Source organism: Aquimarina sp. Aq78, assembly GCF_900299525.1.
GTDB lineage: Bacteria > Bacteroidota > Bacteroidia > Flavobacteriales > Flavobacteriaceae > Aquimarina.
Window position 1 is genome coordinate 212,048 of record NZ_OMKA01000024.1, and the last position, 25,897, is coordinate 237,944.

22 protein-coding genes are annotated in these 25,897 nt (G+C 32.7%); all 22 read right to left on the reverse strand.

The genetic code is table 11. The features are described 5' to 3' along the window. Nucleotides 1-35: 35 nt before the first annotated feature. The 22 genes from DG435_RS15510 to DG435_RS15615 all read right to left on the reverse strand — a co-directional run bounded on the left by DG435_RS15510 (nucleotide 36) and on the right by DG435_RS15615 (nucleotide 25,886). On the reverse strand, nucleotides 36-320 hold the full coding sequence (locus tag DG435_RS15510) for a hypothetical protein (RefSeq protein ID WP_255409745.1): 285 nt from the start codon (nucleotides 318-320) through the stop codon (nucleotides 36-38). Nucleotides 321-420: 100 nt separating this feature from the next. Further along, complete coding sequence (locus DG435_RS15515) at nucleotides 421-1,227, reverse strand: M12 family metallopeptidase (RefSeq protein ID WP_159025690.1); 807 nt, start codon at nucleotides 1,225-1,227, stop codon at nucleotides 421-423. A gap of 115 nt (nucleotides 1,228-1,342) precedes the next feature. After that, nucleotides 1,343-1,672 (reverse strand): hypothetical protein, encoded by a 330-nt coding sequence (locus tag DG435_RS15520; protein ID WP_106793996.1) that lies wholly within the window; start codon nucleotides 1,670-1,672, stop codon nucleotides 1,343-1,345. Between the two features lie 52 nt (nucleotides 1,673-1,724). Further along, entirely contained in the window at nucleotides 1,725-2,663 is a 939-nt protein-coding gene (locus DG435_RS15525) for an alpha/beta hydrolase (RefSeq protein WP_199852716.1), read from the reverse strand. 197 nt (nucleotides 2,664-2,860) lie between these two features. Continuing rightward, nucleotides 2,861-6,784, reverse strand: coding sequence for an ATP-binding protein (locus DG435_RS15530; protein WP_106793995.1), 3,924 nt, complete (start codon nucleotides 6,782-6,784; stop codon nucleotides 2,861-2,863). A 1,008-nt stretch (nucleotides 6,785-7,792) separates the two neighbouring features. Beyond that, nucleotides 7,793-8,596 carry a hypothetical protein gene (locus tag DG435_RS15535; protein ID WP_106793994.1) on the reverse strand — a complete coding sequence of 268 codons (804 nt, stop codon included), beginning with the start codon at nucleotides 8,594-8,596 and terminating at the stop codon, nucleotides 7,793-7,795. 264 nt (nucleotides 8,597-8,860) lie between these two features. Then, nucleotides 8,861-9,931: an HBL/NHE enterotoxin family protein gene (locus DG435_RS15540; protein WP_106793993.1), complete on the reverse strand. Its 1,071-nt coding sequence runs from the start codon at nucleotides 9,929-9,931 to the stop codon at nucleotides 8,861-8,863. A 29-nt stretch (nucleotides 9,932-9,960) separates the two neighbouring features. Beyond that, entirely contained in the window at nucleotides 9,961-11,049 is a 1,089-nt protein-coding gene (locus DG435_RS15545) for an HBL/NHE enterotoxin family protein (protein WP_106793992.1), read from the reverse strand. 188 nt (nucleotides 11,050-11,237) lie between these two features. Then, the gene (locus DG435_RS15550) at nucleotides 11,238-12,359 is read right to left on the reverse strand and encodes a LytTR family DNA-binding domain-containing protein (protein ID WP_106793991.1); all 1,122 of its coding nucleotides are present in this window, start codon (nucleotides 12,357-12,359) and stop codon (nucleotides 11,238-11,240) included. A 702-nt stretch (nucleotides 12,360-13,061) separates the two neighbouring features. Then, nucleotides 13,062-13,463 (reverse strand): hypothetical protein, encoded by a 402-nt coding sequence (locus tag DG435_RS15555; protein WP_159025688.1) that lies wholly within the window; start codon nucleotides 13,461-13,463, stop codon nucleotides 13,062-13,064. 204 nt (nucleotides 13,464-13,667) lie between these two features. Continuing rightward, on the reverse strand, nucleotides 13,668-14,300 hold the full coding sequence (locus DG435_RS15560) for a hypothetical protein (protein WP_106793989.1): 633 nt from the start codon (nucleotides 14,298-14,300) through the stop codon (nucleotides 13,668-13,670). Nucleotides 14,301-14,915: 615 nt separating this feature from the next. Continuing rightward, nucleotides 14,916-15,998, reverse strand: a complete 1,083-nt coding sequence (locus DG435_RS15565) for a hypothetical protein (RefSeq protein ID WP_106793988.1) — start codon at nucleotides 15,996-15,998, stop codon at nucleotides 14,916-14,918. Nucleotides 15,999-16,167: 169 nt separating this feature from the next. Then, on the reverse strand, nucleotides 16,168-16,704 hold the full coding sequence (locus DG435_RS15570; RefSeq protein ID WP_106793987.1) for a hypothetical protein: 537 nt from the start codon (nucleotides 16,702-16,704) through the stop codon (nucleotides 16,168-16,170). Nucleotides 16,705-16,874: 170 nt separating this feature from the next. Continuing rightward, on the reverse strand, nucleotides 16,875-17,363 hold the full coding sequence (locus DG435_RS15575) for a hypothetical protein (protein ID WP_106793986.1): 489 nt from the start codon (nucleotides 17,361-17,363) through the stop codon (nucleotides 16,875-16,877). Further along, a complete protein-coding gene (locus DG435_RS15580) occupies nucleotides 17,347-17,781 on the reverse strand; it encodes a DUF5675 family protein (protein WP_106793985.1) in 435 nt (144 codons plus the stop codon). The genes DG435_RS15575 and DG435_RS15580 overlap by 17 nt, the downstream gene beginning before the upstream one ends. Continuing rightward, on the reverse strand, nucleotides 17,774-18,319 hold the full coding sequence (locus tag DG435_RS15585) for a hypothetical protein (protein ID WP_106793984.1): 546 nt from the start codon (nucleotides 18,317-18,319) through the stop codon (nucleotides 17,774-17,776). Before DG435_RS15585 ends, DG435_RS15580 begins: the two co-directional genes overlap by 8 nt. Before the next feature lie 17 nt (nucleotides 18,320-18,336). Beyond that, nucleotides 18,337-19,059, reverse strand: a complete 723-nt coding sequence (locus DG435_RS15590; RefSeq protein ID WP_106793983.1) for a hypothetical protein — start codon at nucleotides 19,057-19,059, stop codon at nucleotides 18,337-18,339. A gap of 21 nt (nucleotides 19,060-19,080) precedes the next feature. Continuing rightward, nucleotides 19,081-19,908 carry a hypothetical protein gene (locus tag DG435_RS15595; protein ID WP_106793982.1) on the reverse strand — a complete coding sequence of 276 codons (828 nt, stop codon included), beginning with the start codon at nucleotides 19,906-19,908 and terminating at the stop codon, nucleotides 19,081-19,083. A gap of 174 nt (nucleotides 19,909-20,082) precedes the next feature. Next, nucleotides 20,083-22,914: a hypothetical protein gene (locus tag DG435_RS15600; protein ID WP_106793981.1), complete on the reverse strand. Its 2,832-nt coding sequence runs from the start codon at nucleotides 22,912-22,914 to the stop codon at nucleotides 20,083-20,085. After that, a complete protein-coding gene (locus DG435_RS15605) occupies nucleotides 22,914-25,169 on the reverse strand; it encodes a phage tail length tape measure family protein (protein ID WP_106793980.1) in 2,256 nt (751 codons plus the stop codon). Before DG435_RS15605 ends, DG435_RS15600 begins: the two co-directional genes overlap by 1 nt. Next, nucleotides 25,150-25,449 (reverse strand): hypothetical protein, encoded by a 300-nt coding sequence (locus DG435_RS15610; protein WP_106793979.1) that lies wholly within the window; start codon nucleotides 25,447-25,449, stop codon nucleotides 25,150-25,152. Before DG435_RS15610 ends, DG435_RS15605 begins: the two co-directional genes overlap by 20 nt. Before the next feature lie 53 nt (nucleotides 25,450-25,502). Further along, on the reverse strand, nucleotides 25,503-25,886 hold the full coding sequence (locus tag DG435_RS15615; protein WP_106793978.1) for a hypothetical protein: 384 nt from the start codon (nucleotides 25,884-25,886) through the stop codon (nucleotides 25,503-25,505). Nucleotides 25,887-25,897 lie beyond the last annotated feature (11 nt).

Here is a 25,897-nt window from a genome sequence, read left to right on the forward strand (position 1 = left end):
TAATATTTATAAAAGATTACCGGTAATACGTTTGTTTATTTCCACCATAATGCTGCAAATCGATGCTTAGACCCTTCACCATAACCAGTTATCGATTTTAGATCATAGTCTTTTTTAGTGTTCTTTTCGAAAGTTTCTAAATATTTTATTGGCCCCTTACCAACGACGTACCTGTATTTCTGCTGCTGCTTTATAAAAATGGCAGTACAATAGTTTTTACCTTTATGAGTATAGGCATTCACAGATACAGGAATCATTCCTTTATTTTCCATATCGTCTATTGTTGGTTTCAGATTTGATATAAGTAAAGAATACTTCACTTTCCAATTAGAATTTGGTGCTTTCTTAAATGAGGCTGCAAATATTTCATTTCTGCAATCTTAGCTACAAGTGCTATCTGGGGCAATATTTGTACATAGGTTAATTATAAATTTTATTTACAATTTTAATATCTCTACCACTAAGCGCATCTCTTTGAACAGAAAATGTACTTCCGTCCTTTTTTACAATAGTAGGCAATCCATTTTTAGAAAAGTAATAAGACCCATACATCATAATAGATTTAAAATTAAATTTATTATTTCTTACTGCTGAAGGGGCTTGAGGATAAAAATTACCTAAGGCATATAATTTTATATTTTGATAATTTACAGTGATGTAATCATTATATTTAGGATGCGACTGTTCATGGAATAAACCAATAGCATGCCCTATTTCATGGATAGTATTTCCTCTGGTACAAGCATCAGCTAAAAATATACTTTGGACACCTCCTGTTTTTCCCAATGCTGACTTACATACATCATCGCTTCTACGAAAACGAATATAATCTACTTGATTATCTCTTAAAACAAACCTAAGTTTAGTATAAGTTTCCCAGTGAGCTATAGCTGAAAGAATTCGATTTATATTTGGCAAATTATTGTCAATGGTATAAGGGATTTCATAGCTATTTCCTACTTTAGGCCAATGTTTTGATACCATATTTGTTATGGTTCCTTTAACATTGACATTATTAGATTTTTTTATTTGTTCTTTAGACAATATAATATCTCCTAGTTCATATTGTCCGTCAATTTCTTCGAATGTAACATCTTTACCGAAATATTTCTGAGTAACTTGTTTTCCTCTTAGCGAACCTGTATAGATTTCTGGTGTGGCAGGAGAATTTAATGAGCTTTCAGCCACATCATCGGGTATATGCTCTTTTTGGCAACTTATGTACATAGAAATGAGTATGATTGTTGAGATTATGAGAAGGTATTTGTTCAACTTTGAAATGATTTTTGATTTTTTCATGATTTTTGATTTTATCGTTTATAATCAGTTTGTGGTAATACATTTATTTATGCCTTGGGCTAAAAACAGAACCTATTCCTGAGGCAACATTCGTTTTCATAGGTAGATTTCCATCTCCTGGTATTTTAGCCCAGCCACCAGATACTTTGGCTTGAATCCCTTTCTTATTTCCTACAACCAGAGAATATCCTTTTACTTTATTGAATAGTTTCTGATGAATTATTTCATTAAATAAAGCGTCATTGAATACAAAAGGTACTACTTCAATCTCTCTTGTAGCATTATCCAGACATTTGATGGTTTCTGTATTATATGCATGGGTAAATGCGATACATCCGCATAATAGCGTTAGTATTAGAGTTATTTTTTTCATTTTATTATATTCTTAAAAGTTCTGATTTAATGAAGTTGTTGTAATTGCACTTTCACTCAAAGCAATCTTTAATAAATTCGATTAAGGGTGGAGTAATGATCATTTCATTTTTTTCACCAATAGCACTATTAATTTCAGAATGTGTATAAACACTTCCATCGACTTGAGAAACCGAAATTGAAGCATTTTTCAATGCTTCAATAAACTGATTTGCAACTGCTTTTCTCTCATCAGATCCTCTTTTGGCAATAAAGAAATTTGGGTAAGAAGTATTATGTATCAGATTATGTATGGGTGAGGCATCTATATATTGAGATTGATTTACTCCAAATGCGTTAATATATAGTCTATTTTCATATTTGTTACCCACTATTTGTTCTAAAACATCATACCCTTCTGTGTCTATAGAAGCTACTCCTTTAATAATAGAAGATGATATCCCTTGTTTTTCTAAAAAACTTTTATTTGTACCTGTTAGCGATACCAAATGAGCACCGGCACTATGGCCCAAAAACGCTATCTTCTCAGGATTTCCTCCATATTGATCAATATTATCATAAACCCATTCTATAGCATCTGCTACATCGTTATTGTGGTCTGGATATTTTACTCTGTTTATATTAAATAATTGATAGGGAAATGGGCTAAGTCTATAATTAAGGCTTATAAAAAGCCAATTTTGCGATTGAAACAAGGATACTTTCTTCTCGATGTTATTTTTTTTATCACCTAAACACCAACCGCCACCATGAACATAAATGACAATTGGCTTTTTCTTATCTGTGTCTTTAGTATAATAGATATCCAAGCTTAAAAGATTCGGATCTACCCCATTAATAGATTTGTATTCAATGGTTTTTTCTTTATTTAATGAGTTATCTGCAAAGACATATTTAAATTTTGAAGATTCATCAAATGCAGTATTATCATCCTTATCACAAGAGCATAATAACAGAATACCATAAGCTAATAGTATAAACATTTTTCTCATAATGCTAAATTTTAAAGAGTTATGACTTAATAAAACTGATGGGGATGGGTTATTTCAAAAAAAGAAATCTCAATTTTTATATAAATAATGTACGCAAGCTAGTGAATATGAAGTGTAGTGTATTGTACTCTGGTTACCAAAACCTGTACTGTAGTTACATGTGCAGGAAAGTATAATAAAATAAGGGCGTAAGAGAATTAATTTCTGTATTCTGAAGGGGTTTTTCCGAATTCCTTTCCATAAACTCTGGTAAAATACGCAGGATCTTTAAAGCCAGTTTGATAAGAAATTTCTGCAATGGTTAGTTCCTTTTTACTCAATAACCTCTTAGCTTCTTGTAATCGTACACTTCTAATAAGTTTGGTAGGAGACATATTTGTTATGTTTCTAACCTTTCTGAATAAATGTACCCTGCTGATATTTAATTGATCAGCTAACTGAGGAACACTAAAGTCATCATTATCCATATTTTTATGCACGATCTTAATAACTGATTGTATAAAGGCATCAATATTTTTATGATTAGAATTTGGGCTAAAATCTCCTTGTTGGTATTTTTCTCGTAATTTATTTTGGGTATCAATTAAATGATTTACTCGTATCAACAATTCTTCTCGATCAAATGGTTTAGTAAGATAGGCATCTGCACCAATTTTTAGTCCCTCTAATTGGTTATCCTGACTTGTTTTTGCGGTTAATAAGATAAGAGGGATATGGTTAGTAGCTAGATGTTCTCGAATCGCACTCCCTAATTGTAATCCATTCCATTCTGGCATCATTACATCAGAAATAACTAAGTCTGGGATATGTTTCTGGCACAATTGCCAGGCATCACGGCCATTGGTTGCAGTAAGCAATCGGTACGTCGGTGCTAAACAAAATCTAATATATGCCGTAACCTCCTGATGGTCCTCGGCAATAAGGATTAAGGATTTAGACATTTCTTCTAAGACTTGAACGCTTGTTTTTATTATACCTTCTGGTTCATGAGTTATTTTTGTTCCTGGGATCAGTACCTTAAAGTCGCTTCCCTTCCCTTTTTTACTTTCTACGGTAATTTCTCCACCCATGAGTTCTACCAACTCCTTAGTCAATGCCAATCCTAAACCTATTCCTTTAATTCCACCTGTTCGCTCTTGGGCAAAAGAATCAAATAGATGGGGCATGAATTCAGCAGATATCCCTATTCCTGTATCACTTACACAAAGTTGAATCATAGGTTGTGGCTTAGCATCTATAAAATCAACAGTTACTATTACATTTCCTCCTTTTTTCGTATACTTAATAGCATTAGATATCAAGTTTGCTGTAATTTTCTGCCATTTATCTTCGTCATAGGAAGTATACAGGGTATCCTTGGATGTAAAAAACTGAAGTTGTACTTGATTAGATGCAGCTAACGAAGAAAAAGACTTTAATATATAACGTTGAAAAGCAATAAAATCTCCAACAGTATTTTGTATTGTTAGTCGATTCTTTTTCATTTGGGCAATTTCCAAGATCTGGCCAACCTGTTTTGATAAGTGATTGGTTTGATTTTGTATCTGTGTAAAATGTGTGTCAAGTTGATTATTGAGTCGACCGGGTAATTTATGTTTCATTTGATCTACGGCGCCTAATATAACGGTTAAAGGAGTTCTAAACTCGTGTGCAATCTGAGTAAACCATCGTGTTTTGGTTTGCGATAGCTCTTTAAAATGTATTTTTTCGGAGACTGCTATTTTTCTTCGTAATTGCAAACCATATCCTGTAAATAGTAGTATGGCTATACATAATACATATAATGAGTAGGTTAAATTTGTTTGATACCACGGAGGAATTACCCGAATATGAATTGGATCATGAACGCTACGCCAACTATCATTAACATCAAATGCTTCTGCTAGTAACTTGTAGGTACCTTTAGGCACATTGGATATAATAATTGTCCCACTTTTTTGAATTGGTAGCCAATCTTTATGATACCCCTCTAGTTGAAACCGATATCGAACATTTTGTGGTTCTTTGTATGTTAGTGCAGAAAATTGATACGTAATACTTTGATCTTTTGATGTAACCTTAATAGGGTTCTCTTTTGAAGCTCCTTCTGAAGGGAAACGAAAAACTTGTAGTGTATCGGATTGATGTTTGGTATAGGACAACCACTTTAAATTAGGTTTAATTTTAGGCCGTTGTGTGACTTGATCTGGATGAAAATATTGCACCCCACTAGTACTTCCCATCCAAATATATCCTTTTTCATTCTGAAAAACGGAACTTAATAACATAGAATTATCATACAAACCATCTCTTGTAGTATAGGTGCGATATTCATTGTTCTCCGGTTCAAAAGAAGTAATTCCATTACTGACCGTACTTAACCAAAGAGTTCCATTTTTATCACTGGTTACATTTAGAATTTTATCATCTGGCATTTGATCATTTCTTATAAACCGTTGAAATTGTTCTCGCTGGGGATCAAAACAATTTAACCCTCCATCTGTTCCTATCCACAGTTTTCCATCATTACTCTGATGAATGGATTGTATCAAATTAGAGCTTATACTATAAGGGTCGTCTTTGTCATAAAGAAACTGTTGATATTTAGGGGGTCTGTTTTTATCAAGAGTACTAATATTTGAGATTTTGATAAGCCCTTCACTCATAGTTCCTATCCATAAATTATCAATATTATCTATTAGCATATCTATAATACGAAGACCGAGGTCAACACCGTTCTTTTTTAGAGAGACTGCAAAATAATCCTGATCTTTTAGATCATAGGCCACCATATAATTCCATTCGGCAATCCATAGCCGCTTATTTTTATCTTCTACGATTCGCCAACAGCTAATAGATGGTAATGTTATAGGAATCTTCTCAACAGATTTAGTATTTGTATCTATTTTCAGCAATGATATTATCTTAGCACTTTTAGTGGGAATTGCATAAAGAAAATCATCACTAGTACAGTGCATCGCTATTATTCTGTCTTTGTAGATCAATTGAGGTTTTTCCATGGTTTCTTTTTTCCATACATATAAACCTTCTGAGGTTGCAAACCAAACTTGCTCATTGCACTCCACAATTTCTCGAACCCCTCCTAGAGTTATTCCCAATTTCTCTAACATTGGATGTCTAAAGGTTTTATGTGGAATAAGCTGAAAAACTCCAAGATTAGTCCCTATCCAGTAATTATCTTCCTTATCCTGAAACATACAATGAGCATTTAACCTATCCGAAAGATTAAAATTTAATAAAGAAGATAGTTCAAAAGATTCTTGTAATTGAAGGTCATGAGAAAATCTCCATATCCATTGCCCTCCGTTAACCCAAATCTGATCAGCTTTATCCTGAAAGATAAATGGTTTGCTATATGTAGTGGGAGCAAATGTGGTTTTAAATGACAAATTCTCTTGATACCATGTATTCTTTATTTCTTTGAGAAGATATAAAGTATGATCTGCAAAAGCGAGAATACTATCTTTTTGTATCCTGAAAACAGCTGTAACATTTTTATCTTTTAACAGTGGTAATTGATACGTGCTGTCTTTTTCTACAATGAATATTCCTTTTGGTGTTGTCAGCAAAGGAGTAGCACCGCTAAATACAGAAATATCCGAGACTCTGTATTTATACAACTGTTTTAGATTTTTAGATTCGGGATTATAACAAAAAGCACCGCTTGAAGAAGAAATCCAAAGGTTTTCCCCTTCATCTTTAGCTAATTTATTAATAACAACAATTTCTTCTTCGATTTTAGACTGAGATAATGGACTGGAAAACAGTTCTAAGTACGGATCCATTTGATTTAAACCATTGCCATGAGTACCTAAAAAGAATTGTTTATTCTTAAGTTGAATGACTGACCTCACCCAATTAGCGCCAAGACTCATAGTGTCGCCTGGACGATAGGTATAGGCTGTAAAATCTTCACCGTCAAATCGATTTAATCCGTTCTGAGTAGCACACCAAATGAAACCATCTTGATCTTGAAAAATTTCTGATATCCAGTTATTCGACAAGCCATTGAAAATATCGTAGTGTCTTACATAGTATGAATTTTGCTCTTGAGAAAAAACTTCTGAACAATGCATCAAAAAACATACACTAAGTACTAATAATATATTGATCCATTTCATTTAGTTTAATTAATTATTAGGTATATACGATAAACCCGTTAAATGAAGAGAATAACAATAATTAAATTAATTATTATTTGTTTTATATACAAAACGGTATGAGATCAAATCTAGAAACACTTTTTTTAAATTACAAAGGGTAAATACCCCATATTTATGCGCTCTTTGCCTGTTCAAGAAATTGCAACTTGTGGCCGTGATTGTGAAAATGATCGAGTTCAAACTTCTAAAACAAATCGTGCAATAATGATACCATGCTCTGTTTTTAAGTATAGAAATGTATCAAAAACAAAAAAAATCCTTGCAAACACTAGTATTTACAAGGGACTTTAATTAGTAGTGACCCCCAGAGGGATTAACTAAAGTTGATCCCGTTCAGCTATCCTTTGCAAATACCAAGCTATCTTAAGTGCTCAAATTCAGTAATTTATCCTAATTTTAAAATCAAAAACTATATGTCATACTGTTAAATATTTTTAGTACTATTCTAATGAGTGTCATTTCGTTTGGAACGTGTTTCTAAGAACACATAATTATCAAGGATCATTCCCAAAAAGTTATGTTTAGGCAAAAACCGGAGTTATGTTAGGCATATCTAATGCTATGTATGACGAAAATAAAATGTGATTAATGGAAACGAACATTCATACAGAGCAAGAACATAAAAAAGACTAAATTCTTAATCATACTAATTTTGAAAAAGTATTTGAGTTTTTTCAGGGGTATGTAATTGAGTCGTCACCCTGAACTTGTTTCAGGGTCTTATAAGTTGCTTTTATTCAACAACTCTGAAGCACAGTCTTAGTATAGTTCAAAATAAGAGTTATTTACAAAACCTTATGACTTAACTCAAAATCCCGATGTGGATGGTTGGAAAACTCTGGTATATTTCTGCGCCAACCATTCTTCAGAGTAGAATTTCGCCCTATATTTCTTTCTCCTAGACCCTTCTAGTCTACCCCATTTTTGAATTCCCTTTTGTGAGTATTTATCTCTATGAATTGAGGATTAAGCAATATCCTGCATAAGTATTGTAACTTCGCTAATTGATGCATTTAGGTAAAGTGCTAATAGTGTTGGAGCCTCATTTTCATTCCCATTATTTTGCATAATATTGTGAAGCCCTGATGATAGAAACGCTAAGGTATTTTTTACCCCTGACAATGCGCCTATGCATAACCCAAAACTATCTTGAGTCATTTTAATCTGATCTCGAGATGCTTGTAATCCTTCAAGCTGCGCCTTACTCTTCGATGCCTTTTTACTAGCATTACTTGCTTTGGTACTCCACGACGTAAAAAGTCCTGTTGCAGTGGCCAAGCCTGCTAATCCAAAGGGGCCAAGTGCCAAAAAATAATAGCGTTCCTTTTCATATTTTTTTGCCTTATCCTTGGCTTTTTGAGCTTCGACCCTAATCTTAGCATCTTCAATTTCTAATGCTTTAAAATGCTTATGTAATTCTTGTGAATAAGAAAAAAAATGTTCTTGAATAATGTAATTCTTTTTTAACTCTTCGTTAAGACAATGATTCGCTTCAAATACCATCTTATCAACCCTGGATAGCAATAACAAACATTTTTCTTTATCGGTATAGACCATTGATAATGCTTGTAACAAATCATTATGTATAGATTTTGCTTGTTTTTGTAACAATTTTTGAACATTCTGAATTGAAGAAACGCTTTCATCAATAATGAGCAATGCTTGTTGTTTGATTTTTTCAGATTCAACTGGTAATGTTTCCCCTTTACTAAGTTGAACTTGGTACTCCTTAATTACGTTAACAAGCTGTGATAAATACCCTTTTACCATTTTGATTTCTATGAATAAGTTTAATTATACTAAATTGAGTAAAGAGGTTGCCTAACCTATATGAATTATTTAAGTAGACAACCTCTTTGGGTTAAATCATACCAGTTCTTATATGAAATTACCGAAATATGAATTGAATTATTTTTGGTTCAGACGAAAAAGAAAATTTAGGGATAGCAGCGCTATCGATGCATTTTATTTTGAAGCATGTACTAAAAAGAAACGATTTTAGTCGGTAATTTCATTTGAGAAAAGGTATTATTACTAGCTTACCTTCTCTAGGTAATCAATAACGGTTTCTCCTTCTGGCAAGGTAATGGTCACAACACCCGCCAATTGTTGGGTAATCGTTGTTATAGTGTCTTGTAAATCCGCTATTTCATTATTAGCACTATTTAAAAAGAAAGTTCTAGCCTCATCAGTACTAGTGATACCATTTGTTAAATCATTGATCAAACGGTCTAAATTTACTGATACATCCTTCCAAATAGTCGTCATTCCTTCAGACGCTTCTGCTGCGATTTTAGCTTGATCTGATAGACTGTCCATTACAGATTCGATACCTCCCAATAGCAAGATTTCTTGTTCCAATGTTGCTTTAGATTGAAATAAACCGTTTTTTTGATTGTATAAATCCTTCAATTCTATAATAGAAGCAGCCAGTAAAGCTCCACCTGCAGCTACAGTAACAACCCCTCCAGCAATCAGTTCGGCTCCAACGGGCGAAGCAATAGCACCCATACCAATCATCACGGCTCCCCCTGCAATAGCAATCCCTTCACCAACAATGGCTGAAATTTGCGCATTGATACTACGATCGATAGACTTAAGTTCATCAGATATATCTGCTAGCTCTCCTTGGTCCCCTGAGATCATTTCATTTGCTTTTTGTGCTAATTCATTAAATGCAATGGCATCTGCTTTTAGTCGAATACTTAAATCATTTAACCCTTGTACTATGGTTTCACTATTTCTACGGTTATTCTCAGTGAGGCCTTTAATTACCGTAAGTACAGATAACCATTGATCTACGGTAGCCCCCTCTGGTAAGGTAACAGGTACCACACGATAGACTGTAAAATAACTCTTAAGGTCAGATAGCGAGCTGATGATTTTAGGGTTTATGTCATTTAAGTAACTATTGGCACTTTCTTTAGCGTTCTCAATACTATCATTTATACTATTCTGTATACCTACTAAATCTTCAGATGAAGAAAAGTCTAAGTTCGGTTGCTGTAAAATAGAGTTACAATAACTCTGTAATACAAGACCATTTGTAGTCGTTTCTTTTTGTGAGGTTTCTATATTTTTTATATGATTTCTTAAAATTTCCATGACTTTGTTTTTAGTAATTAAAAAATTCTCTAGGCAGCCGTTGCTTGCTCTGCTAAATGCACTGCATATTCCCCAACATTCATATCTTCAGCACTAACGCTTACATTTACACCTGCCATTTGTTGTTTTATCAAACTAACATCTTCAAGAATGAATGGAATGGTTTCATTTGCAGCTGTTAAAAATAATTGTCTAACACTATCGGTACTAATAATACCATTTTGAAGATTAAGAGACAGATTATCTAAATCACTATTAATAGAAACCCACGCATTTTTCATTTGGCTGGTAGCTGTCACTGCTTCTGAAGCTCCAAAACCTAAAGAACTATAGCCACTTTTAATCCCTTCGGCTAAGTTGACCTCACTTGTTAGTGAAGATTTTTGTTGTAACACTGAAGCTTTTGCATCATAGAGACCTTTAAGCGTAAGAGCACTGGCTACGGTACCTCCTATACCTGTCACTGTAACGGCCACACCACCAGCAATTAATGGGATAGACCCTCCTGCCGAAAAAGGAGTCCCAATGGCTCCTACACCAATCATAACTACTCCACCTACAATGGCTAGTCCGCTAATAACAGTGCCAGCAATGGTGCCTGCAATTTGTTTATCAAGATCTTTAATATTTTTATCTAAAGAGGCTAACATACCGTTGTTACCCCCAACGATAGCGTTGAGGTCATTAATCGTTTTATTAAAAAATGCCACATCTGTATTTATATTCGAATTTAAATTCCCCAAGTCTATGATAACGAGATCACTGGCTTCAATAAAGGTATCTGTTTGACTTTTCATAGCTTGTAAAATACTTAACCATTGTGCTTCGGTAGCATCAGGTGGAAGGACTGTAGGTACCGCTGAATACAAATTATAGAAATTCGAAATACTACTAATATTACTTATAATATTATTCTGGATACCATTAAGATAGGTTTTCGCATTGTCTTTAGCGTTTTGCAACCCATCATTTATATTAGTTTGGATCTTTGATAAATTGGTGAATTCTGAAAAATCAACAAAAGGTTGTTGTAAAATGCTATTACAGTAGCCTTGCAGTACAAGACCTTGAGTTGTTTGTGTTTTTGCGGCTTCAATAGTCGGATCTGAAAATGTCATACTTATAAATATTTAAATTTAAAATCTTAGAGAAGAATATGTGTACCCCTCTAAGAATTGGTTGTTCAATATTATATAAGTTGTTTGTTTTTAGCATCTAAAACCTTCGTGAAAGCGAAAAATAGAGGTTGAATAGGAAATATTAAAGGTGAGTTTCTTGGGTTAAGATTCGTAAAAGACTATTTGTTTCAAGCGTTTAACCATTTTTTAAACTCTGCTGCCTTATTCTTACTAATAAGAATTTCAATTTCAGAAAAATGAATCAAGATTTTTAACTGGCTATTGCCATATTTGATAATCTTCTTTATAGCTGTAATACGAACTATAAATTGACGATTGGCTCTAAAAAAAAGGGTGTCATCTAAATCAGTATAAATCTCATCTAAGCTTAAATTACTTGTCGATCTCTTACCATCGGTATTTACTACGTATGTTATAGAATTTTCTGTGTTTATATATGTGATGTCTTTAGTATTGGTAGGAATTAATTCATTTCGTTTAAAAGTGAGTAACCTTTTTTTATTCGTTTGTTTCAAGTCGGGATTAATCTTTAAAAAAGATGTCTCAATTTTTCGCTCTTCATCAAAAACTCTTTGCTGATAGTTAAACACTCCTAAATTTAATTTAGTAAGATTTATAATATCTTTCTCTAAATCAGAATTCTTTACTTCTAGCTCTTTTTCATAAAAACTACCAATAAAACGAACTGCAAAAAATGAAATGATGATGATTAGAATACCCATCAATATAAAAATCGTATATAAACGTCTTTTTAGCTTTGTAATATGTATTAATAGTTTGTTGAGATTTACAACTGAAACAATACTAATATTCGTTTGTTTTATTGGTATTTCGTAGAGTATCTCAGAATTATTAGGCTGATAAGCACCGTCAAACTTTTTTTCATAGTCCATTAGTATATCATAAATTTCATTGATACTACTGCTTTGACTAATAGAATGCTTTAAACGTCTACTAGCAATAATTTTTTGATGGATTAGTTCTGGTTTTGGATGAGATAAGATTTCATCATTTTTATTGATAGCTACGATAAAGGTAGTTCCGGGCTCTGTTTCGTATAAAGCCTCTTGAATACGATCAATGATATCAACTTCACTTTCTCCGTTTTTTATTTGTAAATACGATAAGCGTGCTATTTCTTTGACTTCTCTCTTACTAGATTCTAACTGTAAATCAACCAGTAGATTAACACAAATCTTTACACTATAATTAACCCCTAGTGAGGCCATGACTAGGAAGATAAGCGCAATAGAAATAAACGTTAAAAAATACAACTTATCTTTTCCCATTATAGTGCTGACTTATTCTGTTAAAAAAGGAAGATTTAAACATTCTTAAAAGTTTAATAAGGAATATCAAAGTAAACGATAACAACTGATTAACACAAAAGTAATATGTCATTTTTTGATGTTGTTGTTCTTGTTGAGGACTCGAGACCGTTGCAAAAGGTTTCAATTCATTATGATTGAACTCTTAAGGATCAACATCATGTCCTTCACGAAAAAGTTCGAATTTTGTCCCTTCGTGGCTATTAACCGTAATTTTTCACATGTATGAGAGTATCAATTCAGAATTCAGTTCTTGTCCCACAATTTGACCCCACTAAAAATGAATGGGAAGTTATGGAGTTGCTCGATATTGTGCCGGTTGGCGCTACTATAATAATGTTTTTAAATTAGTAGTGACCTCGGCAGGATTGATTATAACCTTTCCTGACAAAGCTCTGCTTTGAGAATCACAAAAAGAATCACCTGGCTTTGTTCCAAAAAAGAAGCGAGCTTCATTTCTGAAACTCGCTTTGTAACTCACATTTTTTGTGATTCATTCGTGACCTCGGCAGGATTCAAACCTGCAACCTCTTGAGCCGTAATCAAGTTATTTGATGGTATAGTGATTTGAATTACAGTTGATTATGAATTTGTTTTTGTGTAATCGTAAACTTTTCGTAAAAAAAATATGAAATAACAACAATTGAAGTATACGTATTTTACCTATGATTCATCACTGTTTTGATTTAAATTCTTTTTTTTATTCTTTAAGTATCTTTCGATATCTGCGATCCAATTATTTTCGATCCAGAAATCTTTACCATACTCTTTTATTTGATATAATGAAAACTCAGGAGTTAGTTTCTTTAGAAAAGAGATTCCTTCATTAATAGCAATATTGAGAATAGGTTTAATATAATCTAAAGCTTTTTGTTTTGTTAGTGTTTCAAAATTTAAAGGAGAAACACCTGTATAATAGTCATTTATTTTACCATAATTATAGACGTAGGAGTTAATTCCATTTTTTAATTTCATTAATTCTTTAAGCTCAGATGGAGTAAATACATAAGGTGATATTTGGGCTGCCATTATTTTTTTAGGTGGTTCATTGTTTAGATCATTCATAAATGTATGATAAAAAACAAATGTGAACCCTATGAAATCAGCTCTCACTGTGTTTTTATGTATTATAAAGAACTCCGTATTATTTTGAAGAATATATTGATTATTGTTCCTCCAAAACCCATAATTTCTCAATATTCTATCAGCTTCAATAAAATATATTTTGTTAAATTCAGAGTATGTCATTTTATATCTGTTGTAAAACGTTTATTTTAACCTTTTAGCTACAACCTCATAAGGTTTTTCAGGAAATCCATACAATATCATTTTCTCATCATCAACATTTTTTATAGGTAAAATCAATCCTCTCCTATTGTCATCAATCATTGAAACAAGCAGAGTTTGGTCGAGTTTTTCTAACAAAATTTTCCTTCCTTCCATACCTAACTTTTTATTCAGTTCTTGTATGTAAGGTCTGTCTAAAATCTTATTGAATTCAATTATCAATTTTTCTTTATTATATTTCAATTCGTATTTTAATAACTGAATTCTATTTTGAGAGATATTAGATTTAGTAGGAATTAATTTTACATAATCAGTTTCCAAAATAGCCTCTTTATCTGTAGTCGCTGTTGTTGTATTTTCTCCTATAATCACTTTGCTTTTAAATCCTTTTCTAAAAATTCTGATTCTGTTTGGTTCAATGTCATCTATTTTTATTAATGATGAAATTTTCTCGTCAAATTTTTCTCGTATACATTCAGTTATAACTATGTCTTTTGAAATGTCTTTAATTATAGAGCATTTAATTTTTTCATTATCAAACTCAATTAAATCAGGATAGTAGTGATATCTTGAAACACTAATATTTAACCATTTTCCAATCAATTTATTTTCCATTTGTAATGTTTTATAACAATTATATAAACCTAATAGAATATATTTCTTTTATGTCACTTACAAATCTATTGGGTATTCAATAGATTTCAAATTATTTGTTGAAATCAAGGTATAAATCTCTGTAGATTTTGCTTTTGACTAAAATCATTGACTTGTCTTTTTGAAAATTAACTAATCAAGTTTTTTAGTATTTTAGTTATTTGATTTATAGATATTTATGTGTTTTTATTTGAAAAATCGTAAACTTTTCGTAAAGAAATAAATATAATATGGCTACCAATTCTGTTATAGTCGAAATGTATATAATTAATTAAATTTTCTATTCTTAAAACCATACTTCGACAAGCTCAGCACAGGCTTTAAAATTTGACTGTCTTTGCAAATAAGCCCAAACCTTTTAGTTAAGCTCTAATTAGCTATGTTTTATACACCGTCCCAAATGTTTTGAGGATTAAGATAGGTTTTTAGACAGTCTGACGGTTAGTATATGAAAAGTAACAGTTTTACGTATTAATTTTTCAGTTTATTATCAACCTTTATTTTATGTAAATATTTTTTCTTTTAAGCACTTAAGCAGCTATTTTATATACAATGTTGATCCTTTATTTTTTAACCTTATTTATTTGAAAAACAAGGAATAACATCTTCGTTAAAGTAAGGTTTTTGATTTGCCCAAAATATATAACTAACCTTCAAAAAGTTTCGTGCAAAAGCATTTAACATTGGAACAATATTCTTTCTATCGTTATTACCTTTATCACTATTCTCTTCATAGTCATTATCAGCCCCGGTTTTACTTATGTAATTTCCGTCTTGAATCGCAATTCCAAGTGGAACAGTGAATCTCCCTTCGTGCATTTGTGCAAGTGCGTGATTGAGTTGCCCCTTTCTAGTTACCATTAAATCAGGCCCACCAAGTCCCACACCAATGTCTTCTCCATATTTGTAGATACCTTTTAGATACCCTTTATCGTCAAATGGGAGCCATTCTCCAGGAATAAAATTAGCATATACCATCGTTGTAGCATTTGGAAATGCCTTTTTAAGTGCCAACATATTGCTTTTAATTCCTTGAAGATAAGTTGTTTCGGTAAAACTAAAATCTGTTTTATTACTAACACCAATAGCTGTCTCTTGAAGATTAATCCCTTCTATTTTTTTGTTAAACTCATCTCCTAATGCCCTAAGTAACATCGCAAAGCGTTCTTGCACTTTTTTGTTCCATCTTTTAGCTACCCAGCCTTTGGGTTCTCCATCATCATTGAATTGAAAAACTGCGCCTCCATCATATTCATCAGTCAACAAATAATTTGGAACAGCTTTATACCTTTTATCAAATGTGACATCTTGTAACTGAATGAAAAGTTTTTTTCCATGTTTTTTTAGATAAGCAATATCTTCTTTAATTATAGAAAAATCATACTGCCCTTTTTTTGGTTCTAATTCTTTCCAAGAATACATTATCTGTGCTCCTTGAAACCGATGCATGGATAGTAATGGATGATTTACAATCAACTCTCTATCTCTTGAAAAATATACAAAGTGAAGAATATTATCATGAGGTATTGGACAAGTGAAATTGATATATTTTTTATAAGCATCCTGGTACTTTTCGGACGGATTTTTCCAATTTTGTGCATTTAATGATATACATATAAATAGGAAGAGAAAGGAAGCGAAAACTCGTTTTATTCTCATTTAGATATTCAGTTTTTATATTAGGCGCAACGGTTTGTGTATGATTAGTTGCGAATTTTTTTGTGTAGAAAAAAATAAAATTCTTTACATTGGTTATCTAAGCGAATTATTCCAAAAGAATAAATCAATAAAGCAATGAACTATAGGACACGTTGTTGTAGTACGTTTTTTATTCTACTAATACTTTTACTTCTTTTGTTTCAAAGGGTTTGCCTTCAATTCCATAAACTGTTCTACAGTTTCCTTTAATTAAAATGTTCGGATTTTCAATCAAAGAGGTTTTGTCTATTTTATCCTTTATTTTCAAATCAGATATTTCAAATATTATTTCGTTTTCCGATTCGGTAATTGTTCCCAAAAGCTTTTTTTCAAATGGCTTTTCCTTTGATATAGTAAATTCATCGATATATTCACTGTCGTCTCCAGTTAAACTTGGTCCTTCAATGAAACGTTTTTTTAATTCTTGATGAAATCCAAGTTGTTCTGCTTTTGATAAAAATGAAATCTCAATGTTATTCAGATTTTTATAAAGTCTAATAGTTTTTTCCTCTTCGATTGGCACAATTCGAATGGTCAATTCAAAGTTGTCATTTGACTGATACGTTTCTTTGTCAAATTCCAAATACAGATTGGTGTTTTCAAAATCATTTTTTGAGCAATTTAATGCTAAAATTGAAATCAGGAATATTGTTAAGGTGTTCTTCATTCTCAAAATGTACTACAACAATTATATACCCAATTGGGTATACCTCTCTTATATCACTTACAAATTTAGTGAATATTCAATAGATTTCAAATTATTTGTTTAATCAATGTATAAAATTTTGTAGGCTTTGCTTTTGACTAAGGTTATTGACTTTTTGATTTGAAAACTAATTAATTAAGTTTTTTAAAAAACCTAAATATTTTGATTCGATTTATTAGCAAAATCATCACTATTCCAAAAGCAAGAAATAACCAAAACCATCCCCAAAATCCAAAAGAATTATCCCGATCAACAGTAGTGGTTTTTTCATCTTCTTTTTTATCAATTTCAATAGTTGAGTTATCAGTATGATTTGAAGTGATCTCTGTTTCTGTTTTCGTAGAATCAATTTCGTTTATTGTTTCTTTTTCAATTATGGTGTTAATAGATTCTTGTCCATCCACTATCATAGGTTTTTCACTATCAACAGGTCTATAAACGACCTTATTTACTTCCCGAATTATAAAGGCGTTCGTTTCAATATTGATGTTGTCGTTTTTTACTATATCCTTCTTTTCTATTGCTTTTACAAGACTTGAAGATTTTTGCATTACACGTTTTCGTGTACCACAACTTACTAGTAAAACAGAGACTGCTAATATTTTAATGAATAGTTTCATCTATTATAGTTATTGTAGTTTCTCTAAGCCCTTGCAAAGCTTTGTGAAATAGTTTGGTAGTTCTAACACTTGATGTAACATCATAATAACCGTCTTTATTTAGATCTTTCAGGTTGATACCAGGAGCAATGCAACCATTTAATTTTTTCCAAAAATTTGCAGGATGTATTTTACATTCTGATCTATTTGGTACTTGTTTAATTTCCCATAGTTCCATATCAAATTTGGGTGAGTATTCCAGTACCAGAGGATAAGTTCCTGCTGGTATTCGGCTTACATTCTTTTTATTATTTCGATCACCACGCTCTAGGCATAATGATCCGAAAATGGGTTGACCATTGTTATCAATCACAAGCAACCCACCAGTACTCTGGTTTTTGTCGTTCCAATATCTTGGAAGTATTACACGCTTATCCATTTTTTTTGTTTGAGTTTTTAAAAGGTTCAAGATTCATGTCTTTATTAAACCTAGTTATTTTACTAATCCAAGAAGTAGGAGGGAAGGTGCCTTTGGTAATGATAGAGCAATTCATTAAGGCAGAACCAGCAGGATACACAAAAACCATTAACCGACTGATAACACTAAAATAGTCGGTGATAAAATTCCCACCACCGAGTATGTGTTTAAAACCTTCGATTAAGTATCCTACTGCAATAACAAGAAAACACTTCACTACGAACCCCTTAATGTTTTCTTTCATAGAGAAATCACGTTTTACAAAAGCATGGATGTATGATCCCAACAAATGATCTACTATTATCGCCCCCATAACAAACAGGACATATACAAAGTTGATAGAGAACCATTCCATTATTTTTTCAATCAAAAAAGCGAAAGGAGAGGTAACCAAAGAAATATAAAAGGTTGACTTAACCTTTGTTAATACAGTTCCGGTATGAATATTTATCAGGTTCTTATAGATAAATGTTTTCAAAAGGATTAAAATTGTTTTCATGATGTATGTTTTTTAATTTATAAATCTAAAATTCGGTAAGCCACGTTAACTTTAATTGTTCCTAAACCGCCTGTTGTTGCTGTTAAAAAAGATAGATTAAGAGCTGAGTTCCCTACAGTATCCGCAGTGGTATTTGCATCTCCAGCATCACCATCGTAATCAACTATTGTAAGTTTGTGAATTATGATACCGATGAAATTAAGCCTGAGTTCGTCGTTTCCGGTAGCAGGGATTATTAAACCATTTCCCAAAAAAACATGATAAGCTGGATCAGTACTATAAGCTGTGGTAAGATTCTTAGATATTGACATTGAAACAATATCATATACCTTATCGACTCCCGGGCTAGGTAATATTTGAACAGGAGAAGTTGTGATGGCATGATCGGTAAGTGTCAAAGTAAGATATTGAATTGCTGATGCTTCACCGCCTGCTACATTAATAGTTGCAGATGGAGTTGTACCAGATACAGTTACACCACCTGTAAAAGTGATATCAGTTACTCCGGTTACAGTGTTTGTTCCATCAGTTACATTTACTCCAGATTCACCACCCACTTTATTCCAACTAGTTCCATTGTACACATTAAGATCATGTGTATTATTCATATACATCCACCCGGCCACTGGGCTTGAAGGATCAGTAGGATTTGTGTCAAATCGTATTACATCAACAGCCGGATTTTGAGCAAAAGAAAAGGATGTAATTATAATCGCTAATAATCGAACTAAATTTTTCATAAATACATTGTTTAAAGGATTTTATATTTTAAGACCGTCATAATAGAAGGACAAGTTTTCTTCAGTTGTATAGGGTAGAATAGTGACATCAGCTATGATAAATCTATTTGCAGCATAATTACCCATTATCAGATCCCCGACTTCAATGACCAGCTCATTTGTGCCAACTTTTTTCATCACTTGGTAACCATCAATTACTACCCATTTTGTGATTTTTTTGACTACTGTAATGTTTATGTTTCCTTGATTTGTGGCATCAGCAATGGCATTGCTTTCAATGTTGTGATCACTTACTGAAAATGCAGAATACGTACCATCTAAACCTGTTAAGATTATTCTTTTGGTATTTAAGTAGCCATTAAACTGTGATAACCTCTGTACAGTTCGTTCAGTATTTTCTTTAGAGATAAATAAGTACAATTTGGTGTTTTCCTGACTAAAAAAATTGTTGTAAAAATTTTGGGACAATAAAATATTCTTAACCAGTAGATATTCACTTCCTGCAATATTTGCTGAAATCAAGTCTTTATCATACACCACGGTAGAAGCATCAGTTTGATTACCTAATTGCCTTTTATAGTCTACTGCTGCAAATGGAAGTTGATAAACATTGGTTAGTTGTAACGCTTTAATAACTAAGGATGTGAAAGCAAACTCTGCGAATAATACTTGGTTCTGTACTGCATTAACAGAAGTTTCACTTAAAGCGTTCTCGATAGTAAGACCTTGAGCAATTTGCTGATAAACATCTACAAAGCCCTCATTAATTTTCTGATAAGCCGTTCTTAACGGATCACCGTTATCATCGTTTGGAGTTTGCCCTATATCAATTGGCTGAAATGTTGCCATAATTTTATATTGTTGTTGCGAAATTATCCGCAGTTATTATCGTATTATCAGCTGTAATGAGAGTTGTGTCTGCTGTGAACCTTTCTTTTTGAAAATCGATAAATATGATATCGTTTCCCCCTTCGAGACCGAAGCGTTGTCCATTACAAAATTCTATTTTATGTTTTTCTGCCATTACAATACTCCTATGGTTATTCCTGCTGCTTGTGTACCGCTGATAATTCGTGCGGTACTATCGTTTATATCAAATGTGATATCTAATATTTGCACCCTGATTAATACTCTTGCACCACCTCCAAATAAAGGATCGATGGCAATGTTTCCTGATAAAGCAAATTGTAATGTATCACCTGGGCCTATTCTAATGTCAAATGTTTCAGTAGGATATGATGTTGTTAGTGGTGCTACATACTCCACACCTGGTTTTTCATATTCCTTATGATTAACATTCGTACCATTTTTAAAAACCGTGAAACCCGCTTTAGAAGAAGCCCTAAAACCTTTAGTAGTTAATTCTGCTGAAATTTTATATTTCACTGTCATGAAGTTATTCAAAAGAGAAGGTGATAGGTCAAAATCATAATCACTAAGAATTAGATTTGCCGTTGAAAACTGTCTCGTTTTGATTAACCTAGCAGTATATTCAGTGAGTTTAATAATGCTAACCGTGTCTATTGCGATTTGTCCATAATTATCGGTGATAGTAATCTTTAGTACCGATGTATTCGAACCAATCCTGAATTGAGTATTGAGCGTATTTGTAAAAAACAATAAACCATCTCCAGAGATTTTTTTCCATAGTATTGATACAATAAAAGAATTGGGAGTTGTGGCAGTTGCATTGATGTTGATAAAATCTAAACTATTTCCTGAGATATCTGGGCCCGCATCTACGCTAATCGGTAAAATCTCTATGTCTTCATGCCCATAAAATGTTTCATTATAGAATCCAGTGGTAATACCGTTAGATAAATCCCACTCAATATTCAATGGGTAGTAGTTTTTTTTACCTCGATAAGAAAATGCTATTAAAGTTGAAATCCCGTATAAACCAGTAAATGAAACATCTAAGCTAAGATGAGATTCTCTGTAAAGGTTGCGATAGATATCAGCGATAGTTTTAGCATACCGCTTAGAGTTTATTTGATATATATCATCAGACCAGCTTAAATTATCTGCTCTATCTCCTGAGGGATAGGTATAATCCATAAAATCAACTTTTAGCGTGTCATTTTGTTGAATTTCAAACCCTAATTCATTGATGTCATACGTAAATACATTTTGTTCAGAGTTATTGATGTTGTATACAATTTCGGGGTTGTTAATTTTGATATAGTTACTTTGACCAGATCGCTTAACAAAAACAAAGTTGTTCATATCTTTGATGGGGAAAATGTCAAAGTCGACTAAGACTACATAGTATTTACCTTCAAAGAAATAAGTATTACGGATTGATATTTCCTGACTGTATCGAAATACATTTTGAACTCTTGGCACTTTAGTGCTTAATAATTTTGTAGAAGATTTAAGATCATCAGATAAAGTAATGTCGATTTCTCTGGTTTGAGAATATTCTTCATTTATTTGATTTACATATGTTTCGGTTGATACATAGCCTACTTCCTCAATATTGATGTCGTCAATAGTAATGTTTAAAATACTTTCTTGTTCTGTGCCTCCAATTGGCCTATATAAGCGTACATCTAAAAAACCACTTTGTTTCACAATGAAATCTTTAACAGAGATAGATTTTCTATCTTCATTAAAGCTTAAAGTGTATACTACCTCTTGATCAACTGTAGCCCCATCAAAATCACTTATTAAGATAGATATACGAATAAGATCATTCCATTTCCCTTGATTTGCTAAAGACGTGTCTGAAGTAGCCGAATCAATACTAGATCTGTTGATTGATAGTTTTGAATTGAATTTGAGCTTTTGTCCAGAGGTTACGTAAATTTTATTTCTTAAATATAAATATTGGGTTGGATCAAAAGCTTCGAAATTAAAGAGTAATAACTTATTGGTTTTTACATCAACAGTAACCCAAGTAATTCCATTTTGATCAGGACTATAATTATTAAAAAACAAATTTCTGGGATTGTAATTACCAGAGCTTTGTGCTGTAATTACCCACCCATCACTTTTTTCTTGAAACCAAATAGAAGGTATCTTAACCTCTTCAATGGATTGATTGATTGTTATCTCTTTGAGTGGAGAAATAACTGATATCTGAGGAGCTACTAACGCATTATTGGAACAATCAATAGGTTTTCTGGTAATAAGAACAGTTTCTTCAAATACCCCATTTAAATCATAAACTCTATAGGTGATTTTTTTGCTAATCTTTTTATTATACCCTAAAACAAACCAGTTACCATATTCATGAAAAATAGAGCATAAAGAATCTTGTAAGATGATTTCTAAAATTTGATAAGCATTTTTCTTTTTCTCCTTTTCTTTAAAAACCTTTCCATTAATGTAGATAGAATCCCACTGGGTGGTTTTGTTTTTTATAGCTGGAGAAAAATAAAGTTTTCCCTGATTTCCGGTTAATGAAAGAGAGGCAGTAATAAATTGGATATATGTAAAACTATTCTCATAATACGGGTCTGGTAATGTTTTTCCTTTGAGACGCCCTAAACCACAAGTGGCAATAAAGTTTACAAAGAACTGACCATTTTCATAAGGCTCATTATATTGTTCAGGTAATAAAAATCCTTTCCATAGAAGTATTTCTGTAGCAACATTATTTTGCAATCGTATGGTATACAATTCTACTCGATATCGTGTTTCGTTTCCAGTATATAAATCAAAAAAACGACCATCTTCAGCACGATCATCAAGCATACTGAAATTTAAATTAGACCCAATTATAGGAATATCCTTTTCTTCTCCACCGTTCCATATCAACTGAATAGAATCCTTTTGTGACTGTTCAAGCGTTGTCACTAAACCAGTATTATTGGTATCAAAGATTTTAATATTGAAGCAGTTTTTAGCCATTAGGTCAATCTCTTATTTACATTGTCAGTTCGTTTTAAAAGCAATCTTAGTTTCGTGCCTTCGATCTCAAAACCACCACCTAATACAATAGGTTGAGGGCTACGATTTCCTAGCATACCAGATAAGTTTCTTTGTTGATTTTGGTTTAGTACTAGCTCCCCCGAGTTTAGTCTTGCGAGAATTCTATCTCCATGAAATGAAGAACCCCCAACCACTCCTCCAGTTTCAAATTTTGGAATCGAAGCAAAAGCAGCAATAACACCAGCAATCGCAGCAGCAATAAAAGCAGGTGTTGTAAATATTGCTCCTGGCCCTGTAGCAGTTCCAGAAGATACTGCACCTGCGATAGCACTGGCTAATGCTTGAGCTAAAAACATTGATATTAATTCTGTTACAGTTGCCAATAAAGATTTGGCAAAACCTTCTAGACCATGTTCTGCGAGACCCAAACTATCTACAAAAGCTGAAGAAAAATTTTGAAAAGCACCAGTTAGGCCATCTCCTAAACTAGCTTGTAAAGCCTCAGAGAATTCTTGAGTTTTTTGTCTAATATTCGCTAATCTTATTAAGTAATCGTTTGCGAATTGATCCAATTCTTCATTAAAGCTATCTGTTTCTAATCCAGCTATAGCTAGATCACTAGATGCTAGACCTAATGGTTCTACATTACCAACACTTTCAACATTAGGAGTAGGGTCTGGGCCTGAAAAATTACGAACTGCATTATTAGCCCTATTCAGTGATTCAACGAATTTTTCATTATCCGTAATAAATGAGGTTAGTCGATCTTGAAGTATTTTTAATTGACTCTCTTCTTTAGAAAGGTTTTTTGCAACGCTAGAAGCTGTACTAGCAGCAAATTGAGAAGCATTTCCAGTACTTAAAAGTGCATTACCTAGATTCTGCCAAATAGAGGGTTTAACGGCATCTAGTTGACCCAATTGCAAATCTAATAACCGTTTTTGAACTTCTACCAACTTATCTTGAGCAGCTAATACTTTTGCTTTAATTAGTAAAGATTCTATATAATCATCAGTAGCTTTCTTAGCTTCCTCCGTATTAATTGTTTCTAAAGTTAGATTGCTTAAATATTTAGGAGATAAGTTGTTAAGTTTCTTAATAGCATCCAAACGTTGCTCTTTACTTAACTTATCGTTCTTAGCAACTCTTAAATATCGATCAAGTTGAGATTTCTCTTTTGCAATACTTTTAGTAGCTTTTCCTGTAATTTTATTAAATTCTTCTGTTGCGTTTGTTAGTGGTGATAATCTACTATTCGCAATTAAGAAAGCTCCAGCTAATGCAGTAATTGCTATTGCAAAAGCACCAATAGGATTTGACGCAATGGCAACTGATAAACTTTTTACTAAGGGGATTAAAGTACTTATGTTTCTTATTAGAGTTCCGGTTATTACGATAAGTGGCCCTAGTGCAGCAACAAAACCAGCAATGACTAAAATTGTTTTCTTGGTCTCATCGCTAAACCCTTGAAATGTTTTCGCAGCTTCTTTTAAGTTTTCTATAGTTGGTTTTAGTGCATCTACAATTAAACGTCCGAAATCTTCACTAATATCTCCGATTATGTTTCCTAATTGTTTAAATGAGCCAGTTCCAGCTTCAGCTGCTGCTGCGGCACTACCACCATATTGTTTTTCCAGTTCATCAAGAATTATGGTTTGTGCTTCAGCTAATCGATTTGTTCGTGCTAACGAATTGATGGTTTGTTTTTGAGCTTTAGAAAACTGAATACCACTCCGACTTAATGCAGACAAGTTTGCAACAGGATCATTCAAAGCTTTACCTAACTGAATAGATGCACTTTTTAGATCACCATCTAATCTTGTAGCTAGATCCAATGCAGCTTCTTGCGTTCTTCTAAATTGATCATTTGCGATATTGGTAAACGTCAATAGCTGCGAGGTTACTCCTTTTAGAATTTCTTCATCCCCAAATAGTGAATCATCTTGCAACGAGGAAGCCATTGCCTGAAGCTGTTCCGAAGTGAACCCCGCTGCATTCCCTGTTGTTTTTATACCTCGTTCGACCTGAGCAATGGCTTTTGCTTGTTTGTCAAAGTTTTTAATGGCAGCAAGACCAGAAGCAACTAATGGAGCTGTTAAACTAACAGTTAGTTTTTTTCCTACTTGTTGAAACTTTTTACCTAATCTATCTAGTTTTCTAGATGCATTTTGCATACCAGTTGAAAACTGTACCAAATCAGCTAAAAACTTTATGTTAACTATTGGTGCTCCCATTGTTATCTATTTTTTCCCAAGCTTCCTTTATAGATTTTAATTGTTCTTCAGGTGTACGGTGATCTTTTTTGGCTTCACCATGTTCATCCCAAGGAAAAAGAATGGTGTCTTTTAGCTTATTTATCTTTTTGCTATGTGGCCCAGATGTATAAAAACAGATCCATCTAGTTTGTTCCCATTTTTCCTTGCTAAGGCGTTCTAACTTTCTGGAATACCCATTAGCAATATTTTGAAACTGTCGAGGAGTTAAATTGTAGAAATATGAAATGCTTAAACCCATCTCTCCACAGGCGATCGATTCTAAATCGTCAAAAGTCAAGGAAGAAGAAGGCTCTACTTCCTCGCTTTTGACTTTCCCGAGCCAACGGAATTATTTTTTTTATTCGGTTGTTTTTGCTCTTGGTTTATTTGAAAGTTCTTCATGATCTGGTTGAGCTTAGATTGATCATTCATAAGTTCATCCAGAAGATCGTCTGCTGTAAATTCTAAAGCTTCTTCAGTTTCTGACTGGATTGCAGTACGTAAGAGGTTTGCGAATATGTACCAAGCTGAAAGGCTCATTGATTTACCTTTTTTGGGTATCATTTCTTGTACTTTCTTTTCGTATTCATCCATATATTCAAGACCATACAATTCCATAAAAAGCCGTCTTGCTTTCATTTTGAATTGATATTGATACTGCTTACCCTGAATCTGTATAACTCCTTTGGCTTGCATAATTTTATTGT